The following is an 18,119-nucleotide window of genomic DNA, read 5'->3' on the forward strand; positions in this document are numbered from 1 at the left end:
GAGTTCCGCGAGCGAGGCCGGAGGCCGAGCGAGCGGCCCTTTTTGATCCACATTTTTCGAGGAGGGTGCCCGCAGCGAGCGACCGAAGGGAGCGAGCGAGGGCACCCGACGAGGAAAAAGGTGGGTGTTAGTCCGCCTTCGCCTGCCAGTCGCGCACCGTATCGGGTCCGACCCCGTCGACCTGTCCGGCGAGGTCGTCGGGTTCTGCCTCCTTGAGCGACGCGCGGTCGTCGATGCCCGCGCCCTTCAGCTTCTCCGCCGTCTTCTCGCCGATGCCGTCGATGGTCTCCAGTTCGGAGCCGGCCTGCCGGGCCTGGTACTCGCGGTAGTTGCAGATGGGACAGCCGAGTTCCCACGGCTCGTCGTCGCCCTCGTCGTCCTCGTCGCCCGTGTGGACCACCAGGTGCGGGAGGTCGTGCTCCTCGCAGGTCTCGTCGGTGACCTCTATCTCGCCGCGCCGCGGCAGCGGTAGCGAGTAGTCGCAGTCGGGGTAGCGCGTACACCCCACGAGGCGGGCGCCCGAGCGGAGCCGCTTGATCGCCAACTCGCCGCCCTCGGCTTCGACGGCTTCGCCGTCTCCGTCCGCGGCGCTCCGCGCCGCGCTCTCCCCGCACTCGGGACAGTCGCCGATCACCACGTCCGCCTCGTCGTCGGCCTCGTCGGCCTTACACTGCGGACAGCCGTGGACGAACGTCTTCCGGCCCGCGAGCATCTTGACGTGGTGGAGGCCGTGCTCCTCGCACTCCTCCTCCAGCAGTAGCGGCTTGCCGGTCGAGGGGAGCGGCAGGGTGTACTCGCAGTCGGGGTAGCCGTCACAGCCCACGAAGTACGAGCCGTGCCGCGACTTCCGCACGAGCAGGTCCTCGCCGCACTCCGGGCACGGGCCGAGCCGTTTGTCGGCCTTGAGCGACTCCTGGAGCATGTCGCCCACCTCCTCGCGCGACTCGGTCAGCCCCTCGAAGACGGAGACGAGTATCTCGCGGGACTCGTCGGCCACCTCCTCGAGGTCCTTCTCGCCGCGGGCGATGGCCTGCATGTCCGCCTCCAGTTGGGCGGTCATCTCGTCGCTGACGATCCGGTCGGCGAACCGCTCGCTCGCCTCGACCACCCCTTCCGCCAACTTGGTCGGCCGCGGCGGGTCGCTCTCGATGTACCCCCGGTCGTACAGCTTCTGGATCACGTCGTGTCTCGTCGCCTTCGTCCCGATACCCATCTCCTCCATCGTCTCGATCAGCCGCGACTGGCCGTAGCGCCGCGGGGGCTGGGTCTGCTTCGCCTCGAAGGCGGTGTCGACGACGGAGAGCACCTCCCCCTCGCTCACGTCGGGGACGTAGCTCTCGTTCGTCGAGAGGTACGGGTAGACGGCGTGGTACCCCTCCTCGACCAGCCGCTTGCCGTTCGACTTCAGCGTGAGCGGGCCGTCGTCCGGCCCGGCGCCGTCGGCGGCCACCTCGCTGACGACCCGGAGGTGCTCCCACTGGGCGTCGGGCGCGACCGTCGCGTAGAAGCGCCGCACCACGAGTTCGTACACCTCCCGCTCGTCGTCGTCGAGGTCCGACGCCGACGGCAGTTCGCCGGTCGGGTGGATCGGCGGGTGGTCGGTCGTCTCCTCGTCGCCCTCGGTGGGCGTCAGGTCGTCGAGTTCGAGGAGGGTTTCGGCGTCGTCGCCGAACCGCGAGTCCGCCGCGAGCTCCTCGAGCAACTCCCGTTCCTCCAGGTCCTCGGGGTAGACGGTGTTGTCGGTCCGCGGGTAGGTGATGTACCCCGCGGTGTAGAGGTCCTCGGCCATGCTCATCGCGCGCTGTGCGGAGTAGCCCAGCGACGAGGCCGCGCGGATGAACTGCGTCGTGTTGAACGGCGCGGGCGGCTGGTCGGTCCGCGAGCGGCGGCGGACCGACGAGACGGTGGCCGACGACGCCTCCCGGAGCACGTCGTACACCGCCTCGGCGGTCGCCTCCGCCCAGACGCGTTCGGCCTCGGTGCCGTCGTCATCCTCGTAGAAGAACTGCGCCTCGAACGCGTCGTCGTCGGCCGCCTCGCCGTCCGCGTCGTCGGCCTTCAGCAGGTCCGCGAACAGTTCCCAGTACTCCTCGGGGTCGAACGCCTGGATCTCGCGTTCGCGGTCGACGATCAGCTTGAGCGTCGGTCCCTGCACCCGGCCGACGGAGATGAAGTCGTCGCCCAACTGCCGCGCCGAAAGCGAGAGGAACCGCGTGAGCGCCGCCCCCCACACGAGGTCGATGATCTGACGCGCCTCCCCCGCCGCCGCCAGGTCGAAGTCGATATCGTCGGGGTCGTCGAACGCCTCGGTCACCTCCCGTTCGGTGATCGACGAGAACCGCACCCGGTCGACGGGCACGTCCTCGTTGGCCTCCCGCACCAGTTCGTACGCCTCCTTGCCGATCAGCTCCCCCTCGCGGTCGTAGTCGGTGGCGACGACCACCCGGTCGGCCTCGCGCGCGAGCAGCCGGAGCGCCCGGACGATGTTCTCCTGGGTGGGCCGCTTTTGGACCGGCGCGTCGATGAGTTCGACCGGCTCCACGTCGCGCCAGTCGTCGTACTCCGCGGGGAAGTCGACGCCGACGACGTGCCCGGAGAGCCCGATACAGCGAGTTCCCCCCCACCGGTAGACGTTGACTCCGGCCCGGCGTTCGGAGTCGTACGACCCCCCCGAGAGGATGTCGGAGATACGCCGCGCGGCGTTGTCCTTCTCCGTGATGATGAGGTCCATTCGTCGGCGGGTGGTAGGTCGATACCCCATCTAAAGGTTTCGCGGTCTCCCGCGGTTCGGAGCGCCGGGAGGGCCGCCCGACCGGCCGGCGAACCGGGGTTCGGCTCCCGACCGCACCCGACCGCTCCCGACGGATACGGACCGGTAGGGAGTTAATTCCATCCCGATCCGAACGATTAATCGACTCCGGTCGCGAGCGGGCGACCGTGCCCGATCCGACCACGGCCGCGGTGACCGACGTCGTCGACGGCGACACCCTCGACGTGGAGTTCCCCGACGGGGAGACCGGGACGGTGCGCGTGCTCGGCATCGACACGCCCGAGACGACAGACAACGTCGAGGCCGAACGCCGCAGGGAGTGGGAGGGGATCGAGTCGATAGACTACCTCGGGCGGTGGGGAAGCCGCGCAAGCGAGTTCGCCCGCGAGCGCCTCGCTGGCGCGACGGTCGAACTCGTCGAGGACCCCAACGAACCCTCGCGCGACCAGTTCGACCGCCTGCTCCGGTACGTCCGCTACGACCCCGACGGGTCGGACGACTCCGGGCCACCGGGCGACGGGGACGACGCCGACGGCTCCGGGGGGTCGGACGGCCCTTCGGAGGCTCGCGACACGGTGTACAACCGCCTCGCGGTCGCGGAGGGGTTCGCCCGGGTGTACGGCTCGGGGTTCGCCAGACACGACGAGTACCGCGCCGTCGAGGAGACCGCCCGCGATGAGAGCCGGGGGCTGTGGGCGCGGAGCGACCTGCCCGCGACGCCCGAGATACGCGACCGGCCGGTCGAGCGCGCGTTCGTCCCCGACCCCGCCACGGTCCGCACCGCCTCGGGGACGCTCGCGGACGGCCGTGCCCCGGTGTTCGCCGGCGAGGGGGCGACCCAGACGCTCGCCGGCGACGGCGTCGAGTACGACGGCCGCCTGCCGCTGGTCGGCGTCGACGACGACGCGCGGGTGGCGGTCGTCGGCGGGCCGATGGTCGACGAGTGGTACGAGCAGGCGGAGGGGTTCCCGACCGACACCAGCGGCTTCGGCAACTTCCCGCTGTTCACCAACCTGCTGGCGAGCCTGAGCGACCGCGGGGGACAACTGCTGGTCGACGGCGGTCACGGCCAGTTCGACGCCGACTACGCGCTCTCCTCGGAGGACATGGCGTACTACCTCCGCTATCTGGAGGGGCAGGATATCGGTCACCGGCAGGTCAACACCCTCGCCGACGGGATGCCCGACGGCCGCGCGCTGGTCGTCACGGCGCCCGCGGCGGCGTACACCGACGCGGAACTCGCGGCGGTCGAGTCGTTCCGCGACGCGGGCGGGGCAGTGCTGTTGGTGGGGCACGCCGCCGACGGGATGCCCGCCGACGCCCGCGAGAACCTCGACGCGGTGGCGGCGGCGCTCGGCTCCGACCTCCGCTTGAACGGCGACGCGGTCACCGACGAGGGGAGCGCGCTGAACGGCGACCCCGCGATCCCGGTGACCTCGGCGTTCGACGACTCGTTCGACCTGTTCGGCGCGTTCACGCCCGAGCGGCCGGCCGGGCCGCCCCTGTCGGTCGTCCGGGTGGAGTCGGGCGCCGACGCGGGGGAGCCGACGAGCGAGCGGGTGGTCGTCGAGAACGCCGGCGACGGACCGCTCGACGTGAGCGGCTGGCGAATCGCCGACGCCGCCGGCCACGAGTACCGCTTCCCCGAGGGGCTGACGCTGCCGGCGGGCGCGCGGGCGGCGGTCAACACCGGCAGCGGCGGGACCGCCGTCGAACTGTACTGGGGGCGGAACTCGCCCGTCTGGAACGACGCGGGCGACACCGTCAGCGTGTACGACGACGGCGGGTCGCTCGTGACCGAGTACGCGTACGACGGCGAGTGAGCCACCCGCCGAACCGCGCGGCCGACGCCGGCGACTCGCGGGTCGGCCTCGTCGGTCCGCGGCCGCCGCGCGACCGGTCGACCGGTCCGCGCTACTCGAACTCGGGGGCGCGGTCGGCGACCCGTTCGAAGCGCCAGCGGTCGTACAGCAGCGTCACGTCGCCGTCGTCGACCCGGAACTCCACGGGTTCGCGGGCGCCCGCCTCGTCGACCGCGACGAACCCGTACGGGTCGTCGGTGGGTTCGAGCGGTCGGCCGTCGCCGCCGAGCGAGCCGCCGGTTTCGAGCCGGAGGGTGCCGCCGTCGCGGGCGACGACCGCGCGCCTGATCCCGCGGTAGGAGGCGTACTCGCCGGTGAGCCGGTCGAACCGGCGGCGGCGCTCGAAGAACGGCACGTCGGACGGGTCCTCGCCGACGGCGGCGGCGAACACGCCCTGCCCGAGGTGTGCGAGCGGGTAGTCGGGCGAACTGTTGGCGGCGACGGCGACGCCCACGCCCTCGGCGGGACAGAAGCCGACGTACGCGCTGGAGACGGCGACCGACCCCGAGTGGCCCACCAGGTCGCGCCCGCACGTCTCGCGGGTGCGCCAGCCGTAGCCGTACGGGCCGCTCGGCGTCTCGATGCGCCCCTCGTGACAGTCGCGGAGCGCGTCGGCGCTCACGATCTCGGTGCCCTCGAACCGCCCGCCGTTCAACTGGAGGCGGAGGTAGTCGGCGAGGTGGCGGACCGACGCGATGACGCCGCCCGTCGGGTGGGTGAGTTCGCGCGCCGGGAACGACGCCGCGACCAGGTCGCCGTCCTCGTGGAGGTACGGCGTCATGTGGTCGTCGTCCATGGCGAACCGCGAGTCGTCGAGCGTCGCCCGGTCCATCCCCAGCGGGTCGAACACGTGTTCGTCGAGGTACGCCGCGAACGGCTTGCCCGTACACGCCTCGACCACCTCGCCGAGCAGGACGTACCCCGCGTTGCAGTAGGCGAACCGCTCGCCCGGCGGCGCGACCCGCTGGTCGGCCGCGCCCTCGACGTGCGCGCGGACGTCCGCGGCGCTCGACAGCGCGACCGTGTCGGTCTCGCGGCGGAGGCGGCGACCGATGAGCGCCTCGCTCGTCCCGAGCGACGGCAGTCCCGACGAGTGGGTGAGGAGGTGGCGCAGCCGGATCGGCTCGTCGTACGCGTCGCCGAGGTCGATATCCAGATACTCCGTCACGGGGTCGTCGACGGAGAGCATCCCCGCCTCGCCGATCTGCGTGACCGCGAGCGCGGTCATCGATTTGGTGACCGACCCGACGCCGTACAGCGTGTCGGGCGTCGCGGGGCGGTTACCCGCCAGGTCGCGCGCGCCGAACCCCTCGGCGTAGACGGGCGCGTCGCCGTCGACCACCGCGACGCTCACCCCCGGGAGGCGGTCCCGGCGCATCGTCGCCCGCACGAGGTCGGCCACGGCCGCGCGGTTGTCGCCGTTCATACTCCGCCGTCGGCCGCCGCCGGCAAGAAGCCACTCCCCGACGCGCGGGCCGACCGCCGGGGCGGTCGCCGGCTCACTCGACGACGAAGTCCGCCGACCCCGACTCGATTACCCACGTCAACCCCGTCTCGGAGCCGGTGTAGTCGAGACACGACTCGCTGCGGTCGCCGTCGGCGTCGAACACCATCCCGTACGTCCCCGGGCCGGGCACCGGGAGCAGGTCCGCCCGTTCGCCCGGGTCGACCGACGCCTCGGCGGTCTCGCCGTTCGTCTCCGGTTCCGTGTCACAGGAGGTTCCCTCCTCGCCCAGTCGCCACAGCGACAGCGACACGTCTATCGGCTCGTCGCGCCGGTTCACCGCCCCGATCGTCGGCCCCGAGTCGCCGCTCTCGCCCGGTCCGGTTCCGGTCGCACCGCCCTCGGCCGGACCGCTCTCCCCCGACCCGCATCCGGCAGTCGCCGCCGCCGCGGCCGCGACCGCACCCCGGAGGAACGTTCGTCGGTTCACACCTCCGGGCGTCGCCCGTCGCGGGTAAGAAGCCACCCGAAACGCTCGCGACCGTCGCGCCGGCTCCGACCGGCGTGCGCCCGGTCACGCGCGGGCGGGTCGGCCGTCGCCCGGTCGGCGAGTCCGACGGGAACGGCGGATCGGTGCCGGTACCCCGAGGGTTTTGCCCGCCGAGCGCTCCCCTCGCGTATGCCCGAGACGGACGCCGACCTGTTCACGATGACGTGGGAGGACGCCGGCGAGGCGTTGCCCGACGCCGACGCCGCGGTGCTCCCGACGGGGAGTCTCGAACAACACTCGACGCACCTGCCGCTGTCCGTCGACACGCTCCGGGCGGACCACCTGAGCGCGGAACTCGTCGAGGCGGCGGCCGACCACGACCTCTCGCTGGTTCGCCTGCCGGCGCTGCCGTTCGGCGACTCCGAACACCACATGACGTTCCCCGGGACGGTGACGCTCTCGCAGGACACGTACAAGGGCGTCCTGATCGACGTGGGGCGGTCGCTCGCGGCCCACGACGTCGAGCGGGTCGTCTTCCTCAACTGCCACGGCGGCAACAGACAGGCGCTCAGCCTCGCGGCCGACCGACTCAACCGCGACACCGACCTCACGGCCCACGTCGTCCACTGGACGAACTTCGCGCGCGAGCAGTTGCGCGAGGAGTTCGGCGAGGGGTGGGGTCACGCCGGCGACCACGAGACCAGCGTGATCGAACTGTTCCGCCCGGACCTCGTGCGCGAGGAGAAGAAGGAGCCACAGACCGTCAAGGACCGGCCCGAGACCCGGTCGTACACCTACTTCGGTGACGTGACCGAGCAGGGCGGGCTGGGCGACCCGACCAACTCCGACCCCGAGGCGATGGAGGGGATCGTAGAGGACACCACCGCACGCATCCTCGACGCGCTACGGAGCGACATCGACGAGGGGTGGTGAGCGTGTGGCGCGGTCGGTGGCACGGGCGTGCGGCGGAGTGACGCGCCCACCCAGGGCTTACCCCGCCCGACCGCGACGCGTCGGCATGGTCGACGGCGCGCATCCCAGCCAGCCGGAACTGTACGACCTCCAGCACGCGGACGCGGAGCGAGGCGACGTCCCGTTCTACGTCGAACGCGCCCGGGAGGCCGACGGCCCGACGCTCGAACTCGCCTGCGGCACCGGCCGGGTCCACCTCGAACTCCTGCGGGCGGGCGTCGACGTCGACGGGGTGGACGTCGACCCCGACTCGCTCGACCGCCTGCGGGCGAAGGCGCGCGCGGCGGGGCTGTCGCCGTCGGTGCGCGAGAGCGACATGCGGGACCCGACGGTCGACCGGACGTACGGCCTCGTCGTCTGCCCGTTCAACGCCATCCAACACGCGACGACGCTCGCCGACCTGCGGGCGACGCTCGCGGGCGCTCACGGCGCGCTCTCGCCGGGCGGCCGCTTCGTCTTCGACGTGTTCGTCCCGCGGTTCGACGTGATACGTGAGACGTACGGCGAGTGGCGCGAGGAGTCCGTCGAGTACGACGGCCGCGAGTACCGGGTCCGCTCGCGGACGCGGGTGACGGACCACGCGGAGCAACTGTTCACCGTCGAGACGGAGCTCCGGACCGCCGCGGGCGAGACGGTCCGCCGCGAGGCGCACGAAATCGCGATGCTCCCGAGACGGCTCGTCCGACTGCTCGCAGACGGGTCGCCGTTCGCGTCCGCCTCGGTCGCGGGCGGCTTCGACGGCCGTCCCCTCGGCGCGGACGACCGCACGCAGGTGTGGACGCTGGAGAAGGCGGAGTGAGCGGCGCCCGGGACGCATGCGGGGCGGCCCCGTCGAGGGGAACGCGACCGGAATTCAGACGTGTTCGTCGAGGAACCCGGCGATGCGCTCGAACTCCTCGATGAGGTTCTCGCGGGAGGTGGTGTGGTGGCCCTCGTCGTCGAAGACGAGTTTCTCGACCGGAACGCCCCGCTCGCGGACCGCCTCGACCACCTGCTCGGCCTCGCCCACGGGCACCCGGGGGTCGTTCGCGCCGTGTTGGACGAACAGCGGACACCGGACCCGGTCGATGTGGCTGAGCGGGGATATCTCCTTCAGCAACTCGTAGTCGTCGTCGAGCGAGCCGTACTCGGCCTCGCGGTGACTGCGGCGCCACTCGCCCGTGTTCTCCAAGAAGGTGGTGAAGTCGGCGATGCCGACGAAGTCGACGGCGGCCGCCCACAGGTCGGGGTACTCCGTGATGGCCGCGAGCACCATGAACCCGCCGTACGACCGGCCGTACGCCACGACCCGGTCGTCGTCGACCGCCGGCCGGTCGGCCAGCCACTCGACGCCGGCGGCGACGTCGGCGACCGAGTCCATCCGGTTGTCCACGTCGTCGAGGGCGGCGTACGCCCGGCCGTACCCCGACGACCCCCGGACGTTCGGCTCCAACACCGCGTACCCGCGGTTCAAGAAGAACTGCTTGGTCGGGTAGAACCACGGCCGCCGCTGGTGTTCGGGACCGCCGTGGATGTCGACGATGGCGGGGACAGCCTCGTCGGCGTCGTCCGGGTCGACCCCGGCCGGGAGCGTCCAGTAGGCGGGTATCTCGCGGCCGTCGAACGTCTCGTAGCTGACGGTCTCGGGGGCGCGGAACGACTCCCGCGGGACGCCGTTCGTCCCGACGGGCGTCCAGTCGGTCGCCTCGCGCTCGCCGAACTCGCAGACGCGGACGCCGTACGGCTCCGCGGGCGCGGTGTGGGTGTACGCGACCCGCTCGGCGTCGGGACCGAAGGCGAACCCCGCCGCGATGCCGTCGACCGCGGGCGCGTCGGCCGCCGCGAACTCGGTGCCGTCGAGCGTGCCCGCCGCGACCGACGAGTACCCCCCCTCGTTGTACGCGAACACCGCGCGGCCGGTGTCGCGGTCGTACGCGAACGCGTCGACGCTCCACGCGTCCGTCCCGGGTTCGCCCGTCGCGTCGCCCCCGTCGGCGTCGCCCGCCACGGGGGTGAGGTCGCCCGAGTCGAGGTCGAACCGGCCGACGTAGGCGGTGTCCCGCCCGTGGTCGGTCACGCAGTAGAGGCCGCCGTCGCCGTCGAACTGGACGTGCGAGTAGGCCGCCGCTTCGTCGTCCGAGAGCGTCCGGGTCTCCCCCGACTCCAAGTCGAGCAGCGACAGTTCCACGTCGGAACTCGCGTGGGGCTTCGACAGCGCGAGCCGTCGCCCCGCGGGTCCGAACGCCTCGACGCCGAGCCAGCCGCCGGGTCCCTCGTGGACGCGTTCGGGGTCGCCCGGGTCCGAGTCGGCGTCGCCCACGCGCTGGACGTAGACGTCGAACCGGGCGTCGGCCTCGCGGTTGGCGGCGTACGCGACCCGGTCGCCGTCGGGTCCCCACGCCCCCCACGCGTGGATGGAGTCGGGGTCGTCGGTCAGCGGCGTCTCCGCGCCCGTGTCGAGGTCGTAGCGGAACAGTTGGTCGCGCTCGTCGCTCCCGCGGTCCATCCCGAAGACGAACCGCTCGTCCGTCGGCGACGCCGCGACGACGGAGACCCGTTCCTCGTGAGGGGTGAGCCGCTCGGGCCACGCGCCCGCCGCGTCGGCGGTCCACACCTGCGGCGTCCCCGACGTGTCCGCGAGAAAGAGGAGGCGGCCGTCGGGCGTGAACGCCGGCGAGTCGACGTGTTCGACGGCGAGGTAGCGCGCCACGCCGTACTCGGTGTCGGTCTGTGTCACGTCCGCACGCGCGCCCGCTCGGGGCTAAAGGGTTGGCCACCCGGCGAGACCGACCCCGGACGGGGAACAACCCGCCGACGCGTGGCTCGTCGCCCCTCCGCGGTCGGCGTCTACGCGTCGAGGTCCGCGTCGGCGAACCGGTCGAGGAACGCCGCGGTCGTGCGGATCCCGTTCTCGAGGTGCGTCAACGAGAGGTGTTCGTTCGGCGAGTGGTTCCCCTGGTCCGGGTTGGCGTACGGGACGACCAGCACGGGCACGTCCGACAGCGCCTCGACCTCGCGGAAGAACGCGGCGGGGAGCGACCCGCCGAGCACCGGGAGTTCGACCGGGTCGGCGTCCCACACCGCGGCGAGCGCCTCCCGGACCGGCGCGGCCGCGGGCGCGTCGACGGGCGTCTTCGCCGGCGGGAACGTCGACCCCATCGTCACCTCGGCGTCGGGGTGGACGCCGGCGACGTGTTCGCGGACCCGCTCGAACACCCGGTCGCCGTCCTGGCCGGGGACGAGCCGGCAGTCGCACTTCGCGGTCGCCCGGTGGGGGATGACCGTCTTGCCGCCCTCGCCCTGATAGCCCGCGTCGAGACCGTTGACCGTGAGCGTCGGTTCGAGGAACAGCCGCTCGTAGTACGGCTTCTCGGTCGCGAGGTGGGTGAGCCCGAGTTCCTCGCGGACCGCGTCTCCGTCGTCGGGGAGCCGCGCGACGAGGTCGCGGTCGGCGTCGCTCACCTCGATGCCGTCGTGGAAGCCGTCGACCGTGACCTCGTCGCCGTCGACCATCGACCCGACTATCTCGACGAGTTCGGTCGCCGCGTTCGGCACCGGCCCGCCGAAGTTGCCCGAGTGGAGGTCGGCGTCCGCGGTCCGGAGGTCCAGTTGAAACGAGAGCACGCCGCGGTTGCCGTACGCGAGCGTCGGCCGTCCCGAGCGGTGCTGGGGACCGTCGGCGACGTACACGAGGTCGGCGTCCGCCACCTCGGGCGCGCCGCCGTCGAGGTACTCGCGTAACCCCCGGCTCCCGCTCTCCTCGCCCCCCTCGACCAGCGCTTTCACGTTCACGTCGGGGAGCGCGTCCGCCCGCGAGAGCGCGTCGACCGCGAACGCGTGGGCGGCGAACTGCCCCTTGTTGTCGCCCGCGCCGCGGGCGTAGACGGCGCCGTCGCGGACCGTCGGCTCGAACGCGGGCGTCTCCCACTCGTCGGGCTGTTCGGCCGGCTGGACGTCGTAGTGGCCGTAGAAGATGACCGTCGGGGCGGCCGCCGGGTCGGCCGCGAGTCGCTCGGCGTACACCAGCGGGTAGCGGTCGGTCTCGACGCTGCGGGCGTCGAAACCGTACGTCTCGAAGAACGCGCGGACCGCGTCGGCGCCGTCGGCCATCCCCTCGCCGGTCGCGCTCACCGTCCGCAGGCGCAGCAGGTCGAACAGCGACTCGCGGTAGCCGTCGAACCGTTCGGCGACGACGGCGTCGGCCGCGCTCGCGTCGGGACTCGTGGGCATGGAACACCCCTCGGGACCGGGGTGCTTCGTCCTTGCGGGGGCGCCCGGTCGGGGTCACGCGAGCGCCGACGGGCGACGGCGGCCGGCCACTCGGCTCGCGGCGGCGGCACGGCCCAACGTGGAACGTGGTGACGCTCGCGCGGGAGTCGGGAAGGGAATAAGACCCCGGGCGACGCGGTATGGGTCGTGAGACGACGACGACGAACTCGACGACGACAGCCCTCCGATCGACTCGTCGTCCCGACGCCCGCGGGGACGGACGACCGCGATGGCTCGCGGAGACGGACGACCGCGACGGCTCGCGGGGGCGCAGATGAGCGGTAGCCCGAGACGCGGCGCCGGCGCGGTGCTGCTCGCGGTGGTGTTGCTCGCGTCGGTGGCGACCGTCGCGGTCACGGTCGGCGCCGTCCAGACGGACGTCGCCATCCGGTCGGTGAACGCCTCGGTCGACCAGCCCGCGCCCGGCGAACCGTTCACGCTGTCGGTCGACGTGGCCAACCTCGAGAGCAGCGCCGGCACCGTCGAGGTCACGAACGTGTTCGTCCGCGGCGCCGACGGCACCGAGTACGCGCGCGCGAAGAATCTGGGGTCGGTCGCCGCCGGGAGTTCGCTGACCGTCCCGGTGACGGCCACCATCGACGACGCCGGCCGCGAGCGGCTGACCGTCTACGCGGTGGTCCAAGACTCGGCGGGCGACTACACCCGCGTGAGCTACCCGCTGTTCGTCGACGTCGAGGAACCCGACGAGGCGGTGGTCTCCTTTGCGGACCTCGACCCCGTCGCCGGCGAGGAGAGCGGCGTCAACGTGACCGTCTCGAACGGCGACGCGGGCGCGCTCTCGAACGTCCGGCTGGAACTCGGCGGCGACGCCGACGTGACGAACCCCGAGCGGGTCAACGCCTCGCTCGCCGCGGGCCGACAGGTCACCTACACGTACGACGTGACCTTCCCCGAGACGGGCGAGGGAACCCTCGACGCCACGCTGACGTACAAGACCGACCAGGGGAGCACGCGCACGGTCACCCGCGAGGTGACGACCGACGTCGAGGCGGCGGACGTCGACGCGGAACTGAGCGCCGCCGCGAGCACGATCAACGGCTCGCCGACCGTCCGCGCCGCCCTGACCGAGTACGGCAACGTCGAACTCCGCGACGTGCGGGTCAGCGCCGTCGTCGACGGCGAAACCGTCGCCCGCACGCTCGTCGGGGACGTGCCCGAGGAGGGCACCCGGACGGCGACACTCGACGGCAACGACATCCCCGCGGGCGAGGTGACCGTCCGCGCCGAGTACACCGCCGCGGGCGACCGGCAGAGCACCGAGACGACGCTCGACTACTCGCCGAGCGAGACCGCCAACGTCACGCTGACCGGCGTCGAGGTGTCGGGCTTCGGGTCGTCGCTGTCGCTGAGCGGCGACGTCGCCAACCTCGGCACCGCCGACGCCGACTCGGTGCTGCTCAGCGTCCCGAACCGCGACGGCGTCTCACCCACCTCGCCCAACGGCGAGTACTTCGTCGGCACTATCGAGTCGAGCGAGTTCGCCACGTTCGAACTGTCCGCGAGCACGAGCGCCAACGCCACGAACGTCGACAGCCTCCCCGTGCGGATCAGCTACACGGCAGACGGCGAACGGCTCTCGCGGGTCGTCAGCGTCGACGTGAGCGGCGGCGCCGCGGTGGCGGGGGCGGGCGCGGGCGGTCCCGGCGAGTCGGGCGCCGCGGCCGGTCCCGCGGCGGCGAGCGGGTCCGAGGGGTCGGGCGGGTCGGGCGGTCTCCCGCTGCTCCCCATCGGCGTCGTCCTCGTAGTGGTCGCGGTCGTCGGGTTCGGGGTCTACCGATGGCGCAGTCAGTGAGCGCGCATGTCATCGAACTGGAGGACGTGGTCAAGCGCTACCGGAGCGGCGAGGAGGAGATAGCGGCGCTCGACGGCGTCGACTTCCACGTCGACCGCGGCGAGATGGTGACGGTGATCGGACCCTCCGGCTCCGGCAAGAGCACGATGCTCAACATCATCGGCCTGCTCGACACCCCGACCGAGGGGACGGTCTCCCACCACGGCCGGAACGTGAGCGAGTTCACCGAAGACGAGTTGACCGAGGAGCGCCGGTCGGGCATCGGGTTCGTCTTCCAGGACTTCCACCTCCTGCCGATGCTGACGGCGACCGAGAACGTCGAACTCCCGTCGATGTGGGACACGTCGGTCGACCGTCACGACCGGGCGGTCGACCTGCTCCGCCGGGTGGGGCTGAGCGACCGCCTCGACCACACGCCGAAACAGCTCTCGGGCGGCCAACAGCAGCGGGTCGCCATCGCGCGCGCGCTGATCAACGAGCCCGCCGTCGTGTTGGCCGACGAGCCGACGGGCAACCTCGACCAGGAGACCGGGCGGCTCATCCTCGAAGAGCTGACCCGGCTGAAAGAGGAGGAGGGCGTCGCCATCGTGGTGGTGACCCACGACGACCAGGTGCTCGACTACACCGACCGCGTGGTCCGGATCGTCGACGGCGTCATCCAGGGACGGGAGGCGGAGCCGTGAGCGTCGCCGAGTGGCTCTGGCGGTTCCCCAGCGCGCTGATGGCGTGGCGCAACCTCGGCCGGAACAAGGTCCGGACCGGGCTCGCGGCGCTGGGTATCGTCATCGGCGTGGTCGCCATCGCGTCACTCGGGATGGCGGGCGCCGCGATCCAACAGCAGGCGACCGCCGACCTGGGGAGCATCGGCAACCAGGTGACGGTGTCGACGGGCGAGGACAGCGACACCGACGGGCTGACCGACGACCAAGTGGAGGGGATACGGAGCGTCTCGGGCGACGCCACCGTGGTCCCCCAGAAGTCGAACTTCACGCGGCTCACGGCCCGGAACGGCGACGAGGTGAGCGTGAGCGTGACCGCGCTGACCAACGCGAGCGCGATGTACGAGGTGTGGCGGGGTGAGGCGCCCGAACGGCTCCAGTCGGGCGCGCTGATCGGCAACGCCACCGCGACCCGCCTCGGGCTGGAACTCGGCGACCCCGTCGAGTACGACGGCCAACTCTACCGGGTCCGGGGGATCATCGAGTCCCAGCAGGGCGGGTTCGGCAGCGGTGGGAGCACGCTGGTGTTGCCGCTGTCGGCGCTCCGCGACCAGGAGTACTACGACTCGGTCACGATCCTCACGGACGGCGGCGAGGAGGCCACGGCGGTGTCCGACGCGATCGAAGCGCGGTTCAACCCCGGCGACGAGGAGGTGTTGAGCGTCACGAACTTCGGCGACATCCAACAGCAGGTCGGGTCGTTCCTCAACACGCTCAACCTCGCACTCCTCGGCATCGGCTCCATCTCGCTGGTGGTCGCGAGCGTCGCCATCCTCAACGTGATGTTGATGAGCACCATCGAACGCCGCGGCGAGATCGGCGTCCTCCGCGCCGTGGGGATCCGCCGGGGGGAGGTGCTCCGGATGATCCTGACCGAGGCGCTCCTGCTCGGGGTGATCGGCGGGCTGGTCGGCGCGCTCCTCTCGCTCGGCGTCGGTCTGCTCATGTTCGACGTGCTCGCGGACGACGCGACGCAGGTCCTCGCGTGGAGCAGTTCGCGCTACCTGCTGTACGGGTTCCTGTTCGCGGTGGTCGCGAGCCTGCTGAGCGGTCTCTACCCCGCGTGGAAGGCCGCGAACGACAGACCCGTCGACTCCCTGCGGGGGTAGAGGGGCGGGCGTCGGGACCCCGTCGCCCGCGGGCGGGACGACTCACGCGTACGCGAACGCGCCGTAGACCGAGACCGCACCGAACGCCGCCACCGCCGCTCCGCCGAGTCCGACGCTCCGCCGAGTCCGACGCTCCACACCCCGATCCCCCTCGTCGGGCGGCTCTCGACTGTACAGCGGCAGAACGTCGGAGGAGGCGTCGAAGGAGACGGTCGTCGCAATGCCGACCGCGAGGAGGACCAGCCCGGAGACGAGCATCGGTATCGGGATCACTCGGGACCCGAATCGGGACGGCTACCCGTCGAGTTCCGCGCGCAGCCGCTCGTTGACGGTTCCGGGGTCGGCGCTCCCGCCGGTCTTGGCCATCACCTGTCCGACGAGGAAGTTGAGCGCGCCGCCCTCGCCGGCGTGGTAGTCCTTGACGGCGTCGGGGTTCTCCTCGATTGCCTCGCGGACCGCGTCGGCGACGGCGTCGTCGTCCGCCTTCCCCAGCCCCTCGCGTTCGATCACCTCGTCGGGACCGACCCCCTCGTCGAGCATCGTCCGGAGGACGGTCTCCTCGGCGTTCTTCGTCGTCACCTCGTCGGCGGCGACGAGTTCGACCAGCCGCGTGAACTCGTCGAGCCTGTCGGTCACGTCCTCGATGGGGACGTCGCGGTAGTTGAGTTCGCCGAGCAGGTTGTCCGCGACCCACGTCGCCGCGAGGTCGGGGTCGAACGCCTCCGCGACCTCCTCGTAGAAGTCGGCGACCGCCTTCCGGGAGGTGAGCTTGCTCGCCGACTCGGCGTCGAGTCCGTACTCCTCGCGGAAGCGCTCGCGGCGGGCGTCCGGGAGTTCGGGGATCGCGATCCGCTCTTTCCAGTCGGACACCTGCAGCGGCGGGAGGTCGGCCTCCCGGAAGTAGCGGTAGTCCTCCTCGGTCTCCTTCGACCGCATCGAGACGGTGTTGCCGTGCGTCTCGTTGAAGTGGCGCGTCTCCTGAGCGACCGCCTTCCCCCGCTCGATCAGGTTCTCCTGACGGCTCCGCTCGTAGCTCAACGCGTCCTCCGCGCCGCGGTGACTGGAGATGTTCTTCACCTCCGTCCGGTTGGCCTCGGCGAGTACGTCGTCGGAGACGCCGCCGTCGGCGTCGAACTCGGCGGCGTCGACCATCGAGAGGTTGGCGTCGATCCGGAGGCTGCCGTCGCGGGCGGCGTCGAACACGCCGAGGTACTCCAGCACCTCCTCCAGTTTCTCGAGGAAGGCGCGCACCTCGCTCGGGTCGCGGAAGTCGGGTTCGGTCACCACCTCCATCAGCGGCGTGCCCGCGCGGTTGTAGTCGACCAGCGAGTAGTCCGCGCGGTCGACCGACGTCGTCCGCACGTCCAGATCCTGGGTCCCCTCGCGGACGTGCCGGAGGCTACCGGGGTCCTCCTCCAGGTGGGCGCGGCGGACCCGCACCTCGCGACGCTCGCCCTCGTGGGAGAACTCCAGCGTGCCGTCGGCGCACAGCGGCGCGTCGTACTGGGTGATCTGGAAGTTCTTCGGCAGGTCGGGGTAGTAGTAGTTCTTCCGGTGGAACCGGGTCTCCTCGGGGATGTCGGCGTCGAGCGCCTTCCCCACCTTCACCGCCGCCTCGACCGCCGCCTCGTTGAGGACGGGGAGCGCGCCGGGTAGCCCGAGACAGACGGGGCAGACGCGCGTGTTGGGGGCCTCGTCGTCGGCGGGGTCGGTCGAACACCCGCAGAAGACCTTCGTGTCCGTCTCGAGTTGGACGTGGACCTCCAACCCGATGACGGGCGTGAGGTCGGCCCGCTCGGCTGTTCGTGCCATTGCCGCCGGCTTCGAGACGCCGGAGGTAAAGGCTAACGGAGCGGTTCAGCGCGTCCCGCTCGCGGGCGCGGGCCGCCGCTCGAACTGGGCGAGGCACACGCCGAGTACGACCGGCGGCGTGACCGCGCGGCGGGCGGTCCGAGCGGGGGCGGGAGCGGAGTCGAGCGAGCGGGTCGGACGCCGTAGCTACCGCGCGTACAGCGTCGCGCCGAGCAGCGACGGGAGGGCGTCGCGGTCGACCGGGCTGACAGCGACGTACGGCCGGTCGACGGGTCCGAACACGTCGACCACGCGGCCGACGGTCGTCAGCGAGTCGTCGAGCGTCTCGGTCCCGACGTCGGCGGGGTCGTCCCCCTCGGGGACGCGCACCACCGCCACCCCGCCCGCGGTCCGGACCACCTCGCCGACGCGTCTCATCTCGCCACCCCGTCAGTCCCCGCGCACGATCCCGAGGTAGGCGCCGACCGCCTGCACCAGGTCGTTCTTCGCGGTCTCCTCGGTGCCGGTCACGAGCACGCGCCCGCGGGCCTCGTACTCGCGGGAGTAGCCCACGTCGCGCTCTATCTTGGCGTCGTAGCCCACCTGCTGGACGGCCTTCGCGATCTCGTCGACCGTCGGCTCGGAGACGGCCATCTCCAGCGGGATGCGCCGCCCCTCCGCGCGCGACAGCGCCGCGTCGAAGTACGCGGGCCAGAGGACGTTCTCGACCATACCGAGGGGGCGCGTCCCGCGCGGAAAAAGGGTGCTATGTGCCGTCGGCCGCGTGGGCGGTCGCGCGACCCGAGTCGGGGTCGCGTGGCTGCTCCTCGGCGGGGCGGGCGTCTACGGCTCCCGCCGCCGCGCGAGCAGGCCGCTCGCCGCGAGCGCCGCCAGCGCGACC

15 protein-coding genes are annotated in these 18,119 nt (G+C 72.0%); 6 read left to right on the forward strand and 9 right to left on the reverse strand.

The features are described from left to right. Nucleotides 1-127: 127 nt before the first annotated feature. Nucleotides 128-2,731, reverse strand: coding sequence for a DNA topoisomerase I (locus tag K933_RS11005; RefSeq protein ID WP_023394812.1), 2,604 nt, complete (start codon nucleotides 2,729-2,731; stop codon nucleotides 128-130). 206 nt (nucleotides 2,732-2,937) lie between these two features. On the opposite strand from K933_RS11005, the gene K933_RS11010 reads away from it, so the two are divergent. Next, a complete protein-coding gene (locus tag K933_RS11010) occupies nucleotides 2,938-4,593 on the forward strand; it encodes a lamin tail domain-containing protein (protein WP_023394813.1) in 1,656 nt (551 codons plus the stop codon). A gap of 91 nt (nucleotides 4,594-4,684) precedes the next feature. Here K933_RS11010 and K933_RS11015 read toward each other — a convergent pair whose 3' ends face one another. Next, nucleotides 4,685-6,058 (reverse strand): serine hydrolase, encoded by a 1,374-nt coding sequence (locus tag K933_RS11015; RefSeq protein ID WP_023394814.1) that lies wholly within the window; start codon nucleotides 6,056-6,058, stop codon nucleotides 4,685-4,687. Between the two features lie 73 nt (nucleotides 6,059-6,131). Continuing rightward, nucleotides 6,132-6,566, reverse strand: coding sequence for a twin-arginine translocation signal domain-containing protein (locus tag K933_RS11020; RefSeq protein WP_023394815.1), 435 nt, complete (start codon nucleotides 6,564-6,566; stop codon nucleotides 6,132-6,134). Nucleotides 6,567-6,755: 189 nt separating this feature from the next. On the opposite strand from K933_RS11020, the gene K933_RS11025 reads away from it, so the two are divergent. Next, nucleotides 6,756-7,499 carry a creatininase family protein gene (locus K933_RS11025; RefSeq protein ID WP_023394816.1) on the forward strand — a complete coding sequence of 248 codons (744 nt, stop codon included), beginning with the start codon at nucleotides 6,756-6,758 and terminating at the stop codon, nucleotides 7,497-7,499. 85 nt (nucleotides 7,500-7,584) lie between these two features. Continuing rightward, nucleotides 7,585-8,337 carry a class I SAM-dependent methyltransferase gene (locus K933_RS11030; protein WP_023394817.1) on the forward strand — a complete coding sequence of 251 codons (753 nt, stop codon included), beginning with the start codon at nucleotides 7,585-7,587 and terminating at the stop codon, nucleotides 8,335-8,337. 54 nt (nucleotides 8,338-8,391) lie between these two features. On the opposite strand, the gene K933_RS11035 is transcribed toward K933_RS11030, so the two are convergent. Next, nucleotides 8,392-10,254, reverse strand: coding sequence for an alpha/beta hydrolase family protein (locus K933_RS11035; protein WP_023394818.1), 1,863 nt, complete (start codon nucleotides 10,252-10,254; stop codon nucleotides 8,392-8,394). 110 nt (nucleotides 10,255-10,364) lie between these two features. Beyond that, nucleotides 10,365-11,747 carry a M20/M25/M40 family metallo-hydrolase gene (locus tag K933_RS11040; protein ID WP_023394819.1) on the reverse strand — a complete coding sequence of 461 codons (1,383 nt, stop codon included), beginning with the start codon at nucleotides 11,745-11,747 and terminating at the stop codon, nucleotides 10,365-10,367. Nucleotides 11,748-12,060: 313 nt separating this feature from the next. Here K933_RS11040 and K933_RS11045 point away from each other — a divergent pair, with 313 nt between their 5' ends. The 3 genes from K933_RS11045 to K933_RS11055 are packed head-to-tail and all read left to right on the forward strand — an operon-like array spanning nucleotide 12,061 to nucleotide 15,427. Next, on the forward strand, nucleotides 12,061-13,599 hold the full coding sequence (locus K933_RS11045; RefSeq protein ID WP_023394820.1) for a hypothetical protein: 1,539 nt from the start codon (nucleotides 12,061-12,063) through the stop codon (nucleotides 13,597-13,599). Continuing rightward, entirely contained in the window at nucleotides 13,584-14,282 is a 699-nt protein-coding gene (locus K933_RS11050; protein WP_049947804.1) for an ABC transporter ATP-binding protein, read from the forward strand. Before K933_RS11045 ends, K933_RS11050 begins: the two co-directional genes overlap by 16 nt. Next, the gene (locus tag K933_RS11055; RefSeq protein WP_023394822.1) at nucleotides 14,279-15,427 is read left to right on the forward strand and encodes an ABC transporter permease; all 1,149 of its coding nucleotides are present in this window, start codon (nucleotides 14,279-14,281) and stop codon (nucleotides 15,425-15,427) included. Before K933_RS11050 ends, K933_RS11055 begins: the two co-directional genes overlap by 4 nt. Before the next feature lie 42 nt (nucleotides 15,428-15,469). Here the strand turns inward: K933_RS11055 and K933_RS11060 are convergent, their stop codons facing one another. The 4 genes from K933_RS11060 to srp19 form a co-directional block, all read right to left on the reverse strand. Continuing rightward, nucleotides 15,470-15,685: a hypothetical protein gene (locus K933_RS11060; RefSeq protein ID WP_049947806.1), complete on the reverse strand. Its 216-nt coding sequence runs from the start codon at nucleotides 15,683-15,685 to the stop codon at nucleotides 15,470-15,472. A gap of 36 nt (nucleotides 15,686-15,721) precedes the next feature. Next, nucleotides 15,722-17,239 carry an Asp-tRNA(Asn)/Glu-tRNA(Gln) amidotransferase subunit GatB gene (gene gatB / locus K933_RS11065; protein WP_023394824.1) on the reverse strand — a complete coding sequence of 506 codons (1,518 nt, stop codon included), beginning with the start codon at nucleotides 17,237-17,239 and terminating at the stop codon, nucleotides 15,722-15,724. A 186-nt stretch (nucleotides 17,240-17,425) separates the two neighbouring features. Beyond that, complete coding sequence (locus tag K933_RS11070) at nucleotides 17,426-17,656, reverse strand: H/ACA ribonucleoprotein complex subunit GAR1 (RefSeq protein ID WP_023394825.1); 231 nt, start codon at nucleotides 17,654-17,656, stop codon at nucleotides 17,426-17,428. A 12-nt stretch (nucleotides 17,657-17,668) separates the two neighbouring features. Further along, entirely contained in the window at nucleotides 17,669-17,950 is a 282-nt protein-coding gene (gene srp19, locus K933_RS11075) for a signal recognition particle subunit SRP19 (protein WP_023394826.1), read from the reverse strand. Between the last annotated feature and the right edge of the window lie 169 nt (nucleotides 17,951-18,119).

The sequence above is a fragment of the Candidatus Halobonum tyrrellensis G22 genome (assembly GCF_000495475.1).
Lineage (GTDB): Archaea > Halobacteriota > Halobacteria > Halobacteriales > Haloferacaceae > Halobonum > Halobonum tyrrellense.